This is a genomic window from Nocardia sp. NPDC020380 (assembly GCF_044386975.1).
GTDB lineage: Bacteria > Actinomycetota > Actinomycetes > Mycobacteriales > Mycobacteriaceae > Nocardia.
In genome coordinates, this window is sequence record NZ_JBIRVQ010000017.1 from 1 (window position 1) to 15,009 (window position 15,009).

A 15,009-nucleotide genomic window follows, 5' to 3' on the forward strand; every position below is an offset into this window, starting at 1 on the left:
CGGAAGCTAAGGCCACCTGCGCCGATGGTACTGCACTCGACAGGGTGTGGGAGAGTAGGACACCGCCGGAACATCCTTCCCGAAGGCCCCCAGCTGATGCTGGGGGCCTTCGCGGTTTCTCGGGAACATTCCCTTCGGTTCGGACAGTTGATCAATTTGTGGATTCCGTGACCGACTCCGTAGGTCTACGCCGGCTCCGGATAACGCTCGGCTACACGTTTCTGCTGCTCGTCTCCACGACCGTGCTGGCCTTCCTGAGTGATCCGACCGTGGATCAGGTGATGCTGCGGGCGAGCACTAATCTGCACAATCTGCTGCACGGTCACATCGGCACACTGTTGTCGAGCGCCTTCTTCATCGGGACCGGGCTGGAAGCCTGGTTGATACTTGCTGCCCTCGGTGCCCTGCTCGCACTGACCGAGATGCGGTTCGGCGGGCGGCGGCTGGTGGGGATCTTTCTGGCCGGCCACGTCGGCGCGACTCTGATTGTGGCCGTGGGCCTCTGGGTGGGTGTCCGTGCGGGATGGTTGCCGGACAGCATCTTCGATGCCGAGGATGTCGGCATCAGCTACGGCGCCATGGCTCTGATCGGTGCGCTGGTGGCGGTGTTGCCGCCGCGGTTGCGCTGGTTCTGGTACGTCTTCTGGCCGCTGGTGGCGGTGGACGGTGTGCTCGTCGGCCAGACCTTCACGAATGTCGGCCACCTGCTGTCCGTCCTCATCGGATTGTCCCTCGGCTTCTTCATGATTCGCCGTCGGTCGGCCCCGCGTCCCCTGTCGATAGTGGAGTGCGGTTGGCTCGCCGTCTCGGTGATTCTGGGCGGTTCGCTACTGCTGGGATGACAGCCGGCGGTGCCGGAGCAGGGCCGCGGCGGTGCCGGCGAACCAGGCGAAGCCCATGTAGCGGCCGAGCGGGATGCAATAGGTTGCCGGTTCGGAGAGCAGGGAGAGCATCGAGGCCAGCGATACTGCCGCGATGGCGAGGCCGAACCAGTTGAGCCACTTCGGAAGTGAACGTGCGCGCAGGCCGGCGGCGGCGACCGCGCCGACGAGGAGGCCGGTGGTGGCGACCTGAGGGCCGGCGCCGGTGACGAAGACCAGGTCCGATATTGCGCGGTAGACGCGCAGGTCGGTCAGGGTGCTCGGGCGGAGCAGTACCCATTGTGCGGAGGCCGATATCAGGAGTAGCGCTGCGGCTGTCGTGCCGCTCGCTCGGGCCAGTCCTGCGAGTGCGGTTCCGGGGACGCAGCGGCGGATGTAATCGGCCGCGTAGGGGGCGAAGGCGAGTAGGGCCAGGGCGCTCAGGGCTTGGCAGAAGGCGCCGATCGGGAGCAGGTGGTGGTTCACCGCCGACAGGTAGCGGGTTACGTCCGCGTCCGAGGAGTACGGGGTGATGATGTGGGTGTTCTTGTTTTGGCCGAGGGCGCTGGGGAGGGTTTGGGAGAGCAGAAAGAGGACTACGTAGCCGACTGCGGCTGTTGCCGCGATGCGCCGGGAGCGGATGTCGATCGTGGTGCCGGTCAATGTCATGAATGGTCCTCGATTCCGAGCCGAATTGTCTTGTCGCCCTGACTGAATCAGTCTTGCCACGGGTACGGATCGCGGCGTCGGCCGCGGGGCGGTAGTCGGAGTACGTCTGGATACGTATGAATTAGGAGAGCAGTGCTCTTGACTTGGTGCGGTTGTCTGGTGAACACTGAACACAAGAAAGAGCACCGATCTCGGAGTGGATGATGATCTCGACGATCTGGCACGATGCCAACCTCACGCTTGCCTTCCTGCTGGAACTGGTCGCCTACGGCGCTCTCGCCTGGTGGGGGATGCGCAGCGGCCGGAGCCGGATGGGGAAAGTGCTGCGCGCAGCGGGAGCCGTAGCGGCCGCGGCCGTGTTGTGGGCACTGTTCGCGGCGCCGGCGGCGACCTTCCAGGTGGTGGCGCTCGCGGTGATCGCCGAGATCGCGGTGTACGGCGCGGCGGCCATGGCGTTCCTCCGGGTCGGGTATCCCCGTGTGGCGGTGGCGTTTCCGGTGGTCGTCGTCGTGAACATGTTGCTGGTTCATTTCACGTAGCAAGATGGCCGGTATGGCTCTGGTGACTGCGTTCACGGAATTGATGGACCTGCGGCATCCGATTGCGCTGGCGCCCATGGGCGGTTCCGCCGGTGGGGCGCTGGCCGCGGCCGTCTGCGAGGGCGGCGGGCTGGGGCTGCTGGGTTCGGCGCGCGGGGATCAGGAGTGGCTGGAGCGGGAGGCAGGGATCGTGCGGGCCGGCACCGCGCGGCCGTGGGGTATCGGGTTGTGGAGCTGGGCGGTGGACAAGGCGGTGGTACAGCGGGTGCTGGAGTTCCGGCCCGCGGCGGTGTTGCTGTCGTTCGGTGATCCGCTGCCGTTCGCGGAGCTGGTGCGGGCGGCGGGCGCGATTTTGATTCTGCAGGTGGGGGATTCGGAGGAGGCGCGGCGGGCGGTCGACGCGGGGGCGGATGTGATCGTCGCGCAGGGGAACGATGCGGGCGGGCACGGAGTGCAGCGGGGTATCGGCACACTGTCTTTCGTGCCGGCGGTGGTGGATCTCGCCGGTGGTACGCCGGTGCTGGCGGCGGGTGGGATCGCCGATGGGCGGGGACTGGCGGCCGCGCTGGCCTTGGGCGCGGCGGGGGCCTTGGTGGGGACGCGATTCCAGGTGACGCCGGAGGCGCTGGTCTCGGTGGAGATCGGGAAGGCGCTGCTGGAGGCCGGTGGCGCGGATACCGAGCGCAATCGGGTGCTCGATATCGGGCGCGGATCGGATTGGCCGGCCCGGTATCCCGCGCGGACGCTACGGAATTCGTTCCTCGAGACGTGGCGCGGGCGGGAGGACGAATTGCGGTCCGATGCCGCGGCGCTGGCGGCCCATCGTGCGGAACTGGCGAGCGGGGCGCCGATGGCCGGGCCGATCTGGGCGGGGCAGGGCCTCGACCTGATCTCCGGGGTGGAGTCGGCGGAGACGCTGGTGGGGTCGATAGCCGCGGAAGCCGAACGGGCAGTGCGGAATATTCGGATGACCTGAGGCGCTACGGCTGTTACGTTCACTCACGGCGAGGCCGTTGGGGGTGCTCGCCACCATTCGTACCAGGGGAAGGGAGCCGGTCATGCGTGAGATGCGCGCTGTGGTTGCCCGTTCGCGTTATGACGTGATCCTGGTGTCCTCGCCGGCCCGGTGCCGGCTGCGCGGCCGGTACTGAGACCGGACTTTCCTGTGCCATAACGGGTTCGGGGCTGCCTCGATGCGGCTCCGGTCCGGTGATTCGCGCTGTCTTGTCTCGTTTCGGATCGAAGGACCGAAGACTGTGCGTACCACTGTTTCCCAAGCTCTCGCCGCCGTGCGCAATATCGGCATCCTCGCGCACGTGGATGCCGGGAAGACGACCGTCACCGAGCGAATACTGTTCCTGGCTGGCGAGATTCACAAACACGGCGAGGTGCACGACGGCACCACCGTCACCGATTTCGACGCGCAGGAGCGCGAGCGCGGGATCACCATTTTCGCGGCCGCGGTGGCCTGCGAGTGGAACGGGCACCGGCTCACGGTGATCGACACTCCGGGGCACGTGGATTTCTCCGATGAGGTGGAGCGCTCACTGCGCGTGCTCGACGGCGCCGTGGCTGTTTTCGACGCTGTCGCGGGTGTCGAGCCGCAGAGCGAATCGGTGTGGCGGCGGGCCGATCGGTACGGCGTGCCGCGCATCGCGTTCGTGAACAAGATGGACCGCGCCGGAGCCGATTTCGACAAGGCTGTTGACTCCATCAAGAGACGGCTGCATCCGGCGCCGGTAGCGGTACAGCTGCCCATCGGCAGCGAGGGCGGCTTCACCGGCGTGGTGGATCTGGTCCGCATGCGGGCACTGACCTGGACCGCGGGTGGCGTTGCCGTACAACCGATTCCGGATGAATTGCTGGCGACGTCCCGGCAGCGCCGGCGCGCGCTGGAAGAGGAGGTGGCGGAACGACATTCGACCGTGCTGGAGGAGTTCTGCCTCGGACCGGTCTCCGACGAGACCCTCATCGCGGCGCTGCGCGAGCTTACCCTGACCGGTGAGATCGTGCCGGTGCTGTGTGGCGCGGCCTACCGCGATATCGGCGTCGAGCCGTTGCTCGATGCGGTGGTCGGCTACCTGCCCTCGCCGCTGGATCGCCCGCCGATCGAGGCCGGGCGGACGCTGCGGCCGGATCCGGCGGAATCGCTTGTGGCCCTGGTGTTCAAGGTGCAGGCCACCGGAACCGGCAGGTTGACCTTCGTGCGCATGTATTCAGGCACCCTGGCCAAGGGTGATCAGGTACTGGACGCGGGGGCCGGCCGGGTCGAGCGGGTCGGGCGGATCCTGCGGGTGCAGGCGGACCGGCATCGTGAGGTGGAGTCCGCGGTGGCGGGCGATATCGTCGCGCTGGTCGGGCCGAAGGCGGCGCGGGTGGGTGCGACCCTGTGCGCGCCCGGTACGCCGATCCAGCTGGAACCGCCCGTCGCGGCGGAGCCGGTGCTGTCGGTGGCGGTCGAGGCGCGCAACAGCGCTGAGGCGGAACGGCTTTCGGCGGCGCTGGTGCGGCTGGCGGAGGAGGATCCGTCGCTGGTCGTGCGCACCGATCCGGATTCCGGGCAGACGCTGCTCGGCGGCCTGGGCGAGCTGCATCTCGAGGTGGCGGTGGAGAAGATCCGCCGGGATCGCGGGATCGCGGTGACGGTCGGGCGGCCGCAGGTGGCGTACCGGGAGATGCCGGTGCGGGGCGTGCGCGGGCTGCGGTACCGGCACGCCAAGCAGTCCGGTGGGCCGGGGCAGTTCGCGGAGGTCGTGATCGATGTGGAACCCACCGATGCCGCAAGGGATTTCGAGTTCCATTCGACGGTGGGCGGTGGCCGGGTGCCGCCCGAGTATGTGCGGGCGGTCGAGGCCGGCTGCCGGGATGCGCTGGCGGACGGTCCGCTGGCCGGGCATCCGGTGCTCGGGGTGCGGGTGACGCTCACCGATGGCGCGACGCATCCGGTGGACTCGTCCGAGCGGGCGTTCCGCACGGCCGGGCGGCTGGCGCTGCGGGCGGCGCTGCGCCCGGAGGCGATGACCCTGCTGGAACCGCTGGTCGAACTGACGGTCACGGTGCCGGAGGATGCGGTCGGCGTGGTGCTCGGTGATCTCGCCGCGCGCCGCGGCCGGGTGCTCGATTCGGCGGTCCGCGGTGGGTCGTCGGTGGTGACGGCGACCGCCCCGCTCGCCGAGGTGTTCGGCTACGCGACGCGGCTGCGCGGTCGTACGCAGGGGCGGGGCACGTTCACCACCCGCCCGGCCGGTTACGCGCCGGCCCCGGTCCGGTGGTGATGCGGTAGCGCGATGGCCGGTTCGCTTATGCGAACCGGCCATTGTCATTCGCTTTTCGCTATCCCGGTTTCTCTGGGTTGTTTGTTGTCGCGACTACGGTTACTGTTGTCGCAACAACAGAGTTCCGATGAGGGGCGCGGAGAAGGCAGGCAGTCATGATGTACTCGTTCACCGAAGAAGCCGTGATCACGGGCAATGTGGCGAAGATCTGGGCGGTGGCGACCGATGTGGCCCGCTGGTCCGAATGGGACCCGCACGAGGAGGAGTCCCGCTTTGAGGGCGAGTTCGCGGCCGGGGCCGAGGGCTGGGTGAAGCCGAAGGGCGCACCGGCCGGGCCGTTCACCATCGTCGCCGTCGAGCCCGGGCAGTCGTGGACCAGTGAGGCGGGCATCCCGTTCGGGAAACTGCGCGGGCATCGGACCTATGAGCCGCTGGGCGACGGGACGGTTCGGGTGGCCGAGTGGGTGGAGGTGCACGGGCCCATGGGACCGTTGTTCAAACTGATCTGGGAGAAGGGGATGCGACGCGATATGCCGCGCACCTTCGCGGCATTGGAGAAGGAGGCGCGGAGCCGTGACTGACGAACCGCGAGCGGTCCCGCGGGGGCCGCTCATGAGCCCGGGGTTCTGGCTGCATCACGCCGCCCTGGAATGGCGGGCGACGCTGGAACGGAATCTGCGCCCGCTCGGGCTGACGCCCACCCAGTTCAACCTGCTCGCCTCGGCCGGATGGCTGTCGCGGCAGGGGGAACTGCCGACACAACAGCAGGTCGCCGACATGTCCGGCTCCGATCGGATGATGGCGTCGAAGGTGCTGCGCGTGCTCGAGGAACGCGGACTGCTGGCCCGCCGCGCCGATGCCGGCGACGCCCGGGTGCTGCGCATCGAACTCAGTGCCGCCGGACGGGAATTGGTGAGCAAGGGCGTGCAGACCGCCGTGGACACCGATCAGCAGATGTTCGGGGCGGACGCCGAGCTGTTGCGCGAACATCTGAAACCGATTGCTGCCCACCGGATCCCCGGCTGAGCAGGCTATGCGGGGAAGTTCTTGACGAGAACGGCTCGCGTGTAGAGGAAGTCGAAGCCGCTGCGCTGGGCGTTCTGCATGGATTTCGAGCCCGGCTGCGTGGTGATGACGGCGATATCGCAGCCGGCGTCCGCGGCCTCGGTGAGGCGGGCCGCGAGCAGGGCGGACTGAATGCCGTTGCGGCGGTGCGCCGGTAGTGTCGCCGCGCCGGTGAGCTGGGCGATACCGTCCGCTACCCGCACACTGGCGCCGCCCGCGACCTGACCTTCGTGGATCGCGACATAGCGCTGGATGCCGGCGGCGGCGCTGAGCCTAACTTCGGGCAAACCCGCCGTGCGACAGAATTTCCCGCGCGTCAGCCGGCGAGGTGAGTTGTGAGCCAGGCGGGGAAGGCCGTGAGGTCGGGGAGGACGACGTCCGCGCCGGCCGCCGAGAGTTCCGCGGCGGAGTAGGGGCCGGTGGTCACGCCCACCGCGATCGCGTCCGCGAACTTGGCGCCGCGCACATCGCCGAGATGATCGCCGACGTAGATGGACGCGCCGTGCGCGCGCAGCACCTCGCCCTTCTCCTCGGCCCACACGCCGCCGACCAGGTCATCGACCTCGAGGCCGAGGAAATCCAGGTGCAGCTGCGCCTGCGGCTGGTTCTTGGCCGTGATGACCAGGACCTTGCCGCCGGCCGCGTGCACGGCCGCGACCGCGTCGGCCGCGCCCGGCAGGTGCAGGCTCGGTTCGATCGCGAGGCCGGGGTACAGCGACCGGTAGAGCGCCACGATGTCCGGGACCTGATCTTCCGGGAACCACTCCGCGGCCTCGGTGGCCAGCGGCGGGCCCAGCCGGGACACCGCCAGTTCGGAGTCGATCGGCACTCCGGTCTGCGCGGCCACCGCGTCCCAGACCGCGGCGATGCCGGGCCGGGAGTCGATGAGCGTCATATCCAGGTCGAACCCCACCACGAACCCGGCCGGTCGCGCGGGCGAAAGATCGTTGGCCACCCCCTGACCCTACGGTCCGCCGGGACTTCGGACGCCGCTGCCCTCGTCGCGGTCCTCGCCATTGCGGCGCCGCCTTGGGGTCAGGGTGATTTCAAGGGTGTCGGCCGGATTTTCGCGCGGCTACCGTGACGCCACTCGCGTCCGGTGGTGGCAGCCGGCCAGAGCAGAGGAATCGGATGAGTATGCGGTGGGCGGGGTCGCGTGGGCTCCGGACGGTGGTGGGCGCCGCATCGGTGGCCTTGGTGGCCGGGCTGGTGGCGGCGTGTGGCGACGGTTCCTCCGGAAGTGATTCGGACACCGTGTATTTCGGGGTCTCGGGCCCGAAGACGGGCCCGTCGGCCGAGTACGGGCGGCTCTGGCAGCAGGGTTTCGACCTGGCGCTGGAGCAGATCAATGCGGCCGGCGGCATCAATGGCAAGAAGGTCGCGCTGAAATGGGAGGATTCGCAATCGGATCCGAAGCAGACGGTGCCGATCGCCACCAAGTTCGTGGGCGAGGCGGGTGAGGAGAAGTCGCCGATCTTCGGCGTCAGCAATGTCATCAACTTCGCGCACGGCTCGATCTTCGCGTTCGGTTCCGTGCTGGGCTGGTGGCTGATCGCGCAGCACGGTTTTCCGTGGTGGCTGGCGCTGGTGGTGGTGATCGCGGTGACGGCGCTGGTCGGGGTGGCCATCGACGTGTTCGCGGTGCGGCCTTTGCGGAGTGCCCCGGCCATTGCCGCGCTGCTGGCCACGGTCGCCGTCGGATTGATCATCGAGAATGTGGTGGCGCTGGTGTTCGGCCCGGACACCCGGCCGTTCCCGCAGGTGCTGTCCACCAACGACTTCCGGCTGGGCGGGGTGCGGTTCGGCACCTCGGACGTGGTCATGTTCGCGATCACGCTGGTGGTGATGGCCGGACTGTGGGGGTTCCTGCGGTACAGCCGTTACGGGCTGGCGATTCGCGCGACCGCGCAGGATCCGGATGCCGCGGCGCAGATGGGCATCCGGGTGGGCCGCATTCAGTCGCTGGCCTTCGCCATCGCGTCCGGGCTGGGCGGGCTGGCCGGCATCTTCGTGGGGCTCTACAACTCCAATATCTCGCCCACCAGCGGCAGCATCGTGGGCATGACCGGGTTCGTGGCGGCGACCATCGGCGGACTGGGGTCGATTCCCGGTGCGGTGCTGGGCGGTTTCGTGCTCGGGCTGGTGGAGGCGTTCGGGATCTACTGGTTCGGGGACGGTTACCGGGACCTGCTCACCTTCGGGCTGCTGGTGGTGTTCCTGGTGCTGCGGCCGGGCGGGCTGCTGGCGCGGCCGCCGGCCATCGAATCCGAGCCCATGACCGGGACCTTCCTGGGCGCGGGGCGGGACCTGCCGATCCGCTGGTGGCATGCGCTGCTCGCGCTGGTGCTCGCCGGGGTGGCGGTGCCGCTGATCTCCGACGATTACGGGATCTCGGTGGGTACGCAGATTCTGGCGTACGCGATCATCGCGGTCTCCATGACGCTGGTGGCCGGATCGGCCGGGCAGCTGGCCATCGGGCAGGCGGGGCCGATCGCCATCGGCGCGTACACCTCGGCGGTGCTGACGGTGGATCACGGCTGGGCGTTCCTGCCCGCCATCGTGGCGGCGGGAATCGTTGCGGCCGTGGTGTCTTCGATACTGGCGGCGCCATTGTGGCGGCTGGGCGGGCACTATGTCGCCATTGCCACGCTGGGCATCGGCATCGTGACGGTGGCGCTGATCCGCAATTGGGAACCGGTGACGCACGGTAGTTACGGCATCTTCGGGATTCCCGCGCCGAGCCTGTTCGGCTTCGAATTCGATACGCATACCAGGGTTTTCCGGTTGGAGCTGGTGGTGCTGGCCATTGTGCTGGCGGTGATCGTGGGCGTGCAGCGGTCGCGGCTGGGCATCGCCATCCGGGCCATCGGCGCGGACGAGGTGGCGGCGCGATCCGCGGGCGTGCCGGTGCGCGATTACAAGGCGCTGGCCTTCGCATTGGCGGCGTTCTTCTCCGGGATCGGTGGCGCGCTGCTGGCGCACCAGTACTCGTACATCGATCCGAGCGTGTTCAATCTGCCGATGTCGCTGCTGGTGGTGACGATCCTGGTGCTGGGCGGCACCTCCTCGCCGTACGGGGCGCGGTGGTGCTGATCGGGGCGCCCGAGGTGCTGCGGCTGGCGCCCTCGTGGCGAATCGTGTTGTACGGCTTGGTGCTACTGCTGGTCGTGCGGTTCCGGCCGCAGGGCATTCTGGTGAGGAGGGAACGTGTCCGGGTCGACGCATGACGCGGTGCTGACGGTCACCGGACTGCGGCGCTCCTTCGGCGGCGTGCGGGCGGTCGACGGTGTCGATCTGTCCATCGCCCCTGGGGAATTCGTCTCGATCATCGGGCCGAACGGGTCCGGGAAGTCCACCACCGTGAATCTCATATCGGGTGTGCGGAAACCCGATGCCGGAGAAATTCTGGTGCGGGGCAAGCGACTTCGGCCGGGCAGGCCGGAGGCCGCGGCGGCCGCGGGACTCGCCCGGACCTTCCAGAACGGGCGGGTGTTCGGGGGCATGACCGTTCGCGAGAACGTGGATGTGGGGCTGCAGACCACGTTGCACGCCTCGCGGCCGCTGCGCGGGCTCGCGGATATCCCGGTGCTGCGGTGGATTTCGCTGCTGGCCGAGGTCGTCGTCGCGCTGGCGCCGACACCGGCGGCCCGGGCCGAACGCCGGTCCGCCGCGGCGCGGATCGACGCCCAGCTGGCGCGGTTCGAGGAGCGACTCGCACCGCGCGCGGACCAGCCGACCTACACGCTGTCCTATGCGAATCGGAGGCGCACCGAGATCGCCCGTGCGCTGGCGTCGGAGCCGCAACTGCTGCTCCTCGACGAACCCGCGGCCGGGATGAATCAGGCCGAGACCGCCGAAATCGGCAGGCAGCTGGCCGATCTGAAGGCGCAGGGGCAGACGATCCTGCTGGTCGAGCACAAGATGGAACTGATCCACGAGCTCTCCGATCGGGTACTGGTGCTCGACGAGGGTCGGGTCATCGCCGAGGGCACGGCGGACGAGGTGCTCTCGGACCCGCGCGTGATCGAGGCGTACCTGGGGCGCAGCCGGGCCGGCAAGGCGGTCATCGATGCCTGAGCACACCGGGTTCGACGAAAACGCCGAGCCCATACTCGAATTCGACCGTGTCGTGGTGCATTACGGCGCCTCGCGGGCGCTGAACGAAGTGTCGCTGCGGGTCCGGCCGGGCGAGATCGTCTCGCTGCTGGGCGGCAATGCCTCCGGCAAATCGACCACCATGAAGACGGCGCTGGGGTTGATCACACCCACCTCGGGCACGGTGCGGATCGACGGGCGGGACGTGACCCGCACGCCGCCCGCCGCGCGCATCGCGGCCGGGCTCGCCTCGGTGCCGGAGGCCCGGCGGGTGTTCCCGGCCATGACCGTGGCGGAGAATCTCCTCGTGGGCGGCTATATCCGCAAGGAACGCCGGGCGGTGCTGACCGCACGGGCCGCGGAGCTGTTCGAGCACTTCCCGCGGCTCGCCGAGCGGCGCGCGCAGCACGCGGGCACCTTGTCCGGCGGCGAGCAGCAGATGCTGGCCTTCGCCCGGGCGCTGATGAGCAAACCGCGCCTGATCTGCATGGACGAGCCCACCATGGGATTGTCACCGCTGTTCGTGGACCGCGTGCTCGAGGAGATCGCCCGGCTCAACCGCGAACTGGGACTGGCCATCCTGATCGTGGAACAACAGGCCGAGCTGGCCTTGAGCATCGCGCACACCGCGAACGTGCCGCGCACCGGGGAGATCGTGCTGCGCGGCGCCGCCGCGGAACTGGCCGGCAATCCGGCCGTGCGCGACGCTTACCTGGGAAAGGCGGTCGCGTGAGCGGGCCGGATGCGAGGACGGCGGGCCGGGCGACCGCGCGGCGACCGCGCCCCGGCACTGCCTCGCGGCGACCGGGTTCGCACGGGCCCGAGGGCCGCTCGCGGTCGTTCGGCGCCGCACTGCGACCACGCTCGAATGGCGCACCGCGACCACGCTCGAATGGGAAGGAGACGGTATGAGTCCGCAACGTCTGGGGTTCTTCACCCGGCTGGTGCGCACCGATGCGTCGGAGGACGCGGCGACGGTGTACCGGCAGGCGCTCGAGCAGATCGCGCTGGCCGAACGGCTCGGGTACGACACCGCGTGGGTGGCGCAGCATCATCTCGACGCGCAGGAGGGCGGGCTGCCGTCGCCGTTCGTGTTTCTCGCGCACGCGGCGGCGCTGAGTTCGCGGATTCGGCTGGGGACGGCGATCGTGACGCTGGCGCTGGAGGATCCGATCCGGGTCGCCGAGGACGCGGCCGTGCTGGATGTGCTCAGCGGTGGCCTTCACGGTTCACCACCGCCTTGTCCAAACGCGGCGACGATGTGCAGCGGCTGCTGGACGAGGGCAATAGCGTGCGGCTCGACGAAAGATGGGATGCCATCATCGATTTCGTGGATGCCCTCGCCGCCAATCCGCCGCGCGCGAACGACACCCATGTGCGGCGTTTGCGGGAACTCGGTTTCAGTGACGCCGAATTGCACGATCTGGTGTTGTCGACGGCCTCGTTCTCCTGGGCCAACCGGCTCATGCTGACCCTCGGCGAGCCGGAGATCCCCGCCGCCGCGGAGTAATTCGTTCTCACTCCGATTCGAGGGCGGGCGGCAGTCCGAAGGACGGGAACAGCTCCGCCCGGTGGAACAGATCCATCCGGGCGATTCCGTTCTCGCTCAACGTCAGGACGTGCAGATTGTTCGCCCGCCAATCCGGGGTGTCGCGGCGCAGGTAGGAGCCGAGCGCATCGCGGCCATTGGCCTCGGTCGGCAGCATGCGGAATTGGCCGCCGCGCGCGAAGATCGAGGCCAGGAAGGTCGCGATGGCATCGGGCCCGCGGAACCAGGCGGCGAACGGCGGCATCTGCAGCAGCGCGTCCTCGCGCAGTAATTGCCGCAGCGCCTCGATATCGAGGCGCTCGAACGCGGACACATAGCGTTTCAGCAGGTCCTGTTTATCGGCATCGGAGGGTTCCGGCAGGCCGTCGGACGGCCCGGCCGCGGCGAGCTGGGCGCGGGCGCGTTGCAGCGCGCTGTTGACCCCCGCGGTGGAGGTGCCGAGCAGCGCGGCGACCTCGGCGGCGCGCAGGGCGAGCACATCCCGCAGGATGAGCACCGCCCGCTGCATCGGTGAAAGATGTTGCAGCGCGGCGATGAAGGCGAGCCGGACGCTCTCCCGCGCGGTGATCACCGCGGCCGGATCGCCGCCGCCGAGCAGACTGTCCGGGAACGGTTCCAGCCACGGCAGCTCCGGGCTGCTCGGGAGACCGTCGACGACGGTGTGCAGGTTCGGCTGCGACAGATCGGCGGGCAGCGCGCGGCGTTCGGCGCTCTTCAAGGCGGTCAGGCACACATTGGTGGCGATCCGGTAGAGCCAGGTGCGGATCGAAGCCCGCTGCGGGTCATAGGAATCGGCGGCCCGCCAGGCGCGCAGCAGCGTCTCCTGCACCAGGTCCTCGGCATCGTGCAGGGAACCGGTCATGCGGTAGCAGTACGCGAGCAGTTCGCTGCGATGGGTTTCGGCGACGGCCGAAACATCGGCCGTGACAGTCATGTCTTCCTTGGTAGCACGCGGCGGGTACGGCGTCGAGCGATGAGTTCCGGGCGTCTGGTGAGTACGTACCTGAGTAATGAACCGCTCGACCGGAAGGTTCGGCTCGCAATGAATACCGAACAGCGCTGGACACTGGCGCTGACCTCCGTGGCATCACTCATGGTCGGTCTCGACGCACTGGTGGTCACCACGGCGCTCAATACGATTCGCCTGCATCTGGGCGCGTCCATGGCCGATCTGGAATGGACCGTCAACGCTTACACACTCACCTTCGCCATGCTGATGCTGACCGCCGCAGCCGTCGGCGACCGCATCGGCCGCCGCACCCTGCTGCTGGCCGGACTGGGCTTGTTCACCGCGGCCTCGGCCGGCTGTGCGCTGGCCCCGGACATCGCGGTGCTCATTGCCGCGCGGGCCGTGCAGGGGGTGGGCTCGGCCATGGTCATGCCCGCCGCGTTATCGCTGATCGGCGGCGTCTTCGGGCCCGAACAACGGGGCCGGGCCATGGGCATCTTCGCCGGCGTGACCGGGCTGGCCATCCTCGGCGGGCCCGTGCTCGGCGGCGTGGTGGTGCAGGGCATGGCCTGGGAATGGATCTTCTGGCTGAACGTGCCCATCGGCGCGGTGCTGATTCCGCTGGTGTACCGGCGGATCGCCGAAACCCGCGGTCCGGCACAGCCGCTGGACCCGATCGGGCTGGTGCTGTCCGGACTGGGCGTCCTGGGGCTGATCTGGGGCCTGGTGCGCGGCAACGGTTCCGGCTGGGGATCGGCCGAGGTGGTCGGCGCGCTCGCGGGCGGCGCGGTGCTGCTGGCCGTGTTCGCCGGCTGGGAGTTGCGCGCGCCGGCGCCCATGCTGCCCATGCGGCTGTTCGCCGACCGGGTCTTCGGCGCGGCGAATCTGGCCGGATTCGCCATGACGGCCGGGATATTCGGCGCGGCGTTCTTCTTCGCGCAATATCTGCAGGCCGGGCTGCATGAGAGCCCGCTCGCCGCGGGCGTGCGCATGTTGCCATGGACCGCAACGCTTTTCGTGGTCGCGCCGCTGGCGGGCGCGCGGATGAACCGGATCGGCGAGCGGCGGCTGGTGGTCGCCGGGCTGGCCGGTGAGGCGATCGGGTTCGCGTGGATCGCAGCGGTTTCCGGGTCCGGTTATGCGGTCATGGTGGCGCCCATGATGGTGGCGGGGATCGGCATCTCGGCGGCCATGCCCGCGGTGCAGAACGCGGTGCTGAACTCCGTGGAGCCGCGGTCGATCGGGACGGCGTCCGGGGTGTACTCCACCATGCGGCAGCTCGGCGGGGCGTTCGGAATCGCGGTGGCGTCAGCGGTTTTCGTGGCGCACGGCGGCTATTCGTCCGCGGCGGCGGTGGCGTCCGGGTTCCGGGCGGCCATGCTGGTCACGGCGGCGCTCGCGGCGCTGGGTGGTGTTGCGGGGCTGGCGGTTACGCGGCGCCGGGCGGCGGTTTCCCGGCAATCGGATCGGGTGCCGAGCGTGGTGGCCGAGTAGCGCGCCCGGCTCGGGCGGCGATCGGGCCCGGGATGCGACGTATGCCCTGGTCGTGGCCTGTCTAGTGCGCTATCGAAATTTCTCTAGATTTTTCCTGGAAAATCGCCCACGCGGGCCGGGCGGCTGGGTAACGTCCGGGTGGCAAACGGCCAGTGAAGATACCGGCCAACTCTCGGATCGGAGTACCGCCATGACCAATCTCCTCTCGGATGTGCTCGTGCAGACCATCCTGAAGCTCATCTCGACGGGCTCCTCGAGCATTTCCGCGAAGTAGCTACGCGAGTGCCACCTTTCGGCTATTGCGCGGAAGCCGAGAGGGAAGTCGAAGGGCCCGATCCGAGACGAGGGGATCGGGCCCTTCGCATGTCTGCCGACTCCGGTGTGCCTATGGGTGGTCCCGCCGGGTGTGCGAGTGGTGTGCCGGACGCCCCGGAGACGGGTTCAATTAATTCTAAAAATATCCTTGAAAACTATTCCGTCCAGTTCGTCCGCTCTGTATCGTGTTGAACGGCAA

General features: G+C 68.9%; 14 protein-coding genes and 3 pseudogenes. 13 read left to right on the top strand and 4 right to left on the bottom strand.

Annotation, left to right across the window (positions count from 1 at the left end; translation table 11 throughout):
- Positions 1–167 precede the first annotated feature (167 nt).
- Entirely contained in the window at positions 168–842 is a 675-nt protein-coding gene (locus ACH438_RS37400; protein WP_397014292.1) for a rhomboid-like protein, read from the top strand.
- Here ACH438_RS37400 and ACH438_RS37405 read toward each other — a convergent pair.
- A complete protein-coding gene (locus ACH438_RS37405; RefSeq protein WP_397014294.1) occupies positions 828–1,529 on the bottom strand; it encodes a hypothetical protein in 702 nt (233 codons plus the stop codon). The two genes, ACH438_RS37400 and ACH438_RS37405, sit on opposite strands and share 15 nt — an antisense overlap.
- Positions 1,530–1,729: 200 nt before the next feature.
- On the opposite strand from ACH438_RS37405, the gene ACH438_RS37410 reads away from it, so the two are divergent.
- The 5 genes from ACH438_RS37410 to ACH438_RS37430 all read left to right on the top strand — a co-directional run bounded on the left by ACH438_RS37410 (position 1,730) and on the right by ACH438_RS37430 (position 6,369).
- Entirely contained in the window at positions 1,730–2,068 is a 339-nt protein-coding gene (locus tag ACH438_RS37410) for a DUF2568 domain-containing protein (protein ID WP_397014296.1), read from the top strand.
- Positions 2,069–2,081: 13 nt separating this feature from the next.
- Positions 2,082–3,044 (top strand): NAD(P)H-dependent flavin oxidoreductase, encoded by a 963-nt coding sequence (locus ACH438_RS37415; protein WP_397014298.1) that lies wholly within the window; start codon positions 2,082–2,084, stop codon positions 3,042–3,044.
- A 280-nt stretch (positions 3,045–3,324) separates the two neighbouring features.
- Entirely contained in the window at positions 3,325–5,343 is a 2,019-nt protein-coding gene (gene fusA, locus ACH438_RS37420) for an elongation factor G (protein ID WP_397014300.1), read from the top strand.
- A 155-nt stretch (positions 5,344–5,498) separates the two neighbouring features.
- Positions 5,499–5,924 carry an SRPBCC family protein gene (locus ACH438_RS37425; protein WP_397014302.1) on the top strand — a complete coding sequence of 142 codons (426 nt, stop codon included), beginning with the start codon at positions 5,499–5,501 and terminating at the stop codon, positions 5,922–5,924.
- Entirely contained in the window at positions 5,917–6,369 is a 453-nt protein-coding gene (locus tag ACH438_RS37430) for a MarR family winged helix-turn-helix transcriptional regulator (RefSeq protein WP_397014304.1), read from the top strand. Before ACH438_RS37425 ends, ACH438_RS37430 begins: the two co-directional genes overlap by 8 nt.
- Positions 6,370–6,374: 5 nt before the next feature.
- Here ACH438_RS37430 and ACH438_RS37435 read toward each other — a convergent pair.
- Both ACH438_RS37435 and ACH438_RS37440 read right to left on the bottom strand, forming a co-directional pair.
- A pseudogene (locus ACH438_RS37435) lies at positions 6,375–6,668 on the bottom strand (GNAT family N-acetyltransferase); the annotation flags it as partial.
- A gap of 56 nt (positions 6,669–6,724) precedes the next feature.
- The gene (locus tag ACH438_RS37440) at positions 6,725–7,363 is read right to left on the bottom strand and encodes an HAD family hydrolase (protein WP_397014306.1); all 639 of its coding nucleotides are present in this window, start codon (positions 7,361–7,363) and stop codon (positions 6,725–6,727) included.
- Positions 7,364–7,539: 176 nt separating this feature from the next.
- Here ACH438_RS37440 and ACH438_RS37445 point away from each other — a divergent pair, with 176 nt between their 5' ends.
- From ACH438_RS37445 to ACH438_RS37470, 6 genes and pseudogenes are all read left to right on the top strand, one after another.
- Positions 7,540–9,501, top strand: a complete 1,962-nt coding sequence (locus ACH438_RS37445) for an ABC transporter substrate-binding protein (protein ID WP_397014308.1) — start codon at positions 7,540–7,542, stop codon at positions 9,499–9,501.
- Complete coding sequence (locus ACH438_RS37450; protein ID WP_397014310.1) at positions 9,495–9,635, top strand: hypothetical protein; 141 nt, start codon at positions 9,495–9,497, stop codon at positions 9,633–9,635. The genes ACH438_RS37445 and ACH438_RS37450 overlap by 7 nt, the downstream gene beginning before the upstream one ends.
- Entirely contained in the window at positions 9,616–10,485 is an 870-nt protein-coding gene (locus tag ACH438_RS37455) for an ABC transporter ATP-binding protein (RefSeq protein WP_397014312.1), read from the top strand. Before ACH438_RS37450 ends, ACH438_RS37455 begins: the two co-directional genes overlap by 20 nt.
- Positions 10,478–11,236: an ABC transporter ATP-binding protein gene (locus ACH438_RS37460; protein ID WP_397014314.1), complete on the top strand. Its 759-nt coding sequence runs from the start codon at positions 10,478–10,480 to the stop codon at positions 11,234–11,236. Before ACH438_RS37455 ends, ACH438_RS37460 begins: the two co-directional genes overlap by 8 nt.
- A gap of 175 nt (positions 11,237–11,411) precedes the next feature.
- Positions 11,412–11,711: pseudogene (locus tag ACH438_RS37465) on the top strand (LLM class flavin-dependent oxidoreductase); the annotation flags it as partial.
- Between the two features lie 32 nt (positions 11,712–11,743).
- A complete protein-coding gene (locus ACH438_RS37470) occupies positions 11,744–12,013 on the top strand; it encodes a hypothetical protein (protein WP_397014709.1) in 270 nt (89 codons plus the stop codon).
- 7 nt (positions 12,014–12,020) lie between these two features.
- Here ACH438_RS37470 and ACH438_RS37475 read toward each other — a convergent pair.
- A pseudogene (locus ACH438_RS37475) lies at positions 12,021–12,989 on the bottom strand (sigma-70 family RNA polymerase sigma factor); the annotation flags it as partial.
- Between the two features lie 105 nt (positions 12,990–13,094).
- Between ACH438_RS37475 and ACH438_RS37480 the strand changes: the two are divergent.
- On the top strand, positions 13,095–14,495 hold the full coding sequence (locus ACH438_RS37480; RefSeq protein ID WP_397014316.1) for a DHA2 family efflux MFS transporter permease subunit: 1,401 nt from the start codon (positions 13,095–13,097) through the stop codon (positions 14,493–14,495).
- Positions 14,496–15,009: the final 514 nt, after the last annotated feature.

Coding starts and splice junctions, on each gene's coding strand:
- ACH438_RS37405 (WP_397014294.1), bottom strand. CDS start 1,529: ATGACATTGACCGGCACCACGATCGACATCCGCTCCCGGCGCATCGCG.
- ACH438_RS37410 (WP_397014296.1), top strand. CDS start 1,730: ATGATGATCTCGACGATCTGGCACGATGCCAACCTCACGCTTGCCTTC.
- ACH438_RS37415 (WP_397014298.1), top strand. CDS start 2,082: ATGGCTCTGGTGACTGCGTTCACGGAATTGATGGACCTGCGGCATCCG.
- ACH438_RS37425 (WP_397014302.1), top strand. CDS start 5,499: ATGATGTACTCGTTCACCGAAGAAGCCGTGATCACGGGCAATGTGGCG.
- ACH438_RS37445 (WP_397014308.1), top strand. CDS start 7,540: ATGAGTATGCGGTGGGCGGGGTCGCGTGGGCTCCGGACGGTGGTGGGC.
- ACH438_RS37460 (WP_397014314.1), top strand. CDS start 10,478: ATGCCTGAGCACACCGGGTTCGACGAAAACGCCGAGCCCATACTCGAA.
- ACH438_RS37480 (WP_397014316.1), top strand. CDS start 13,095: ATGAATACCGAACAGCGCTGGACACTGGCGCTGACCTCCGTGGCATCA.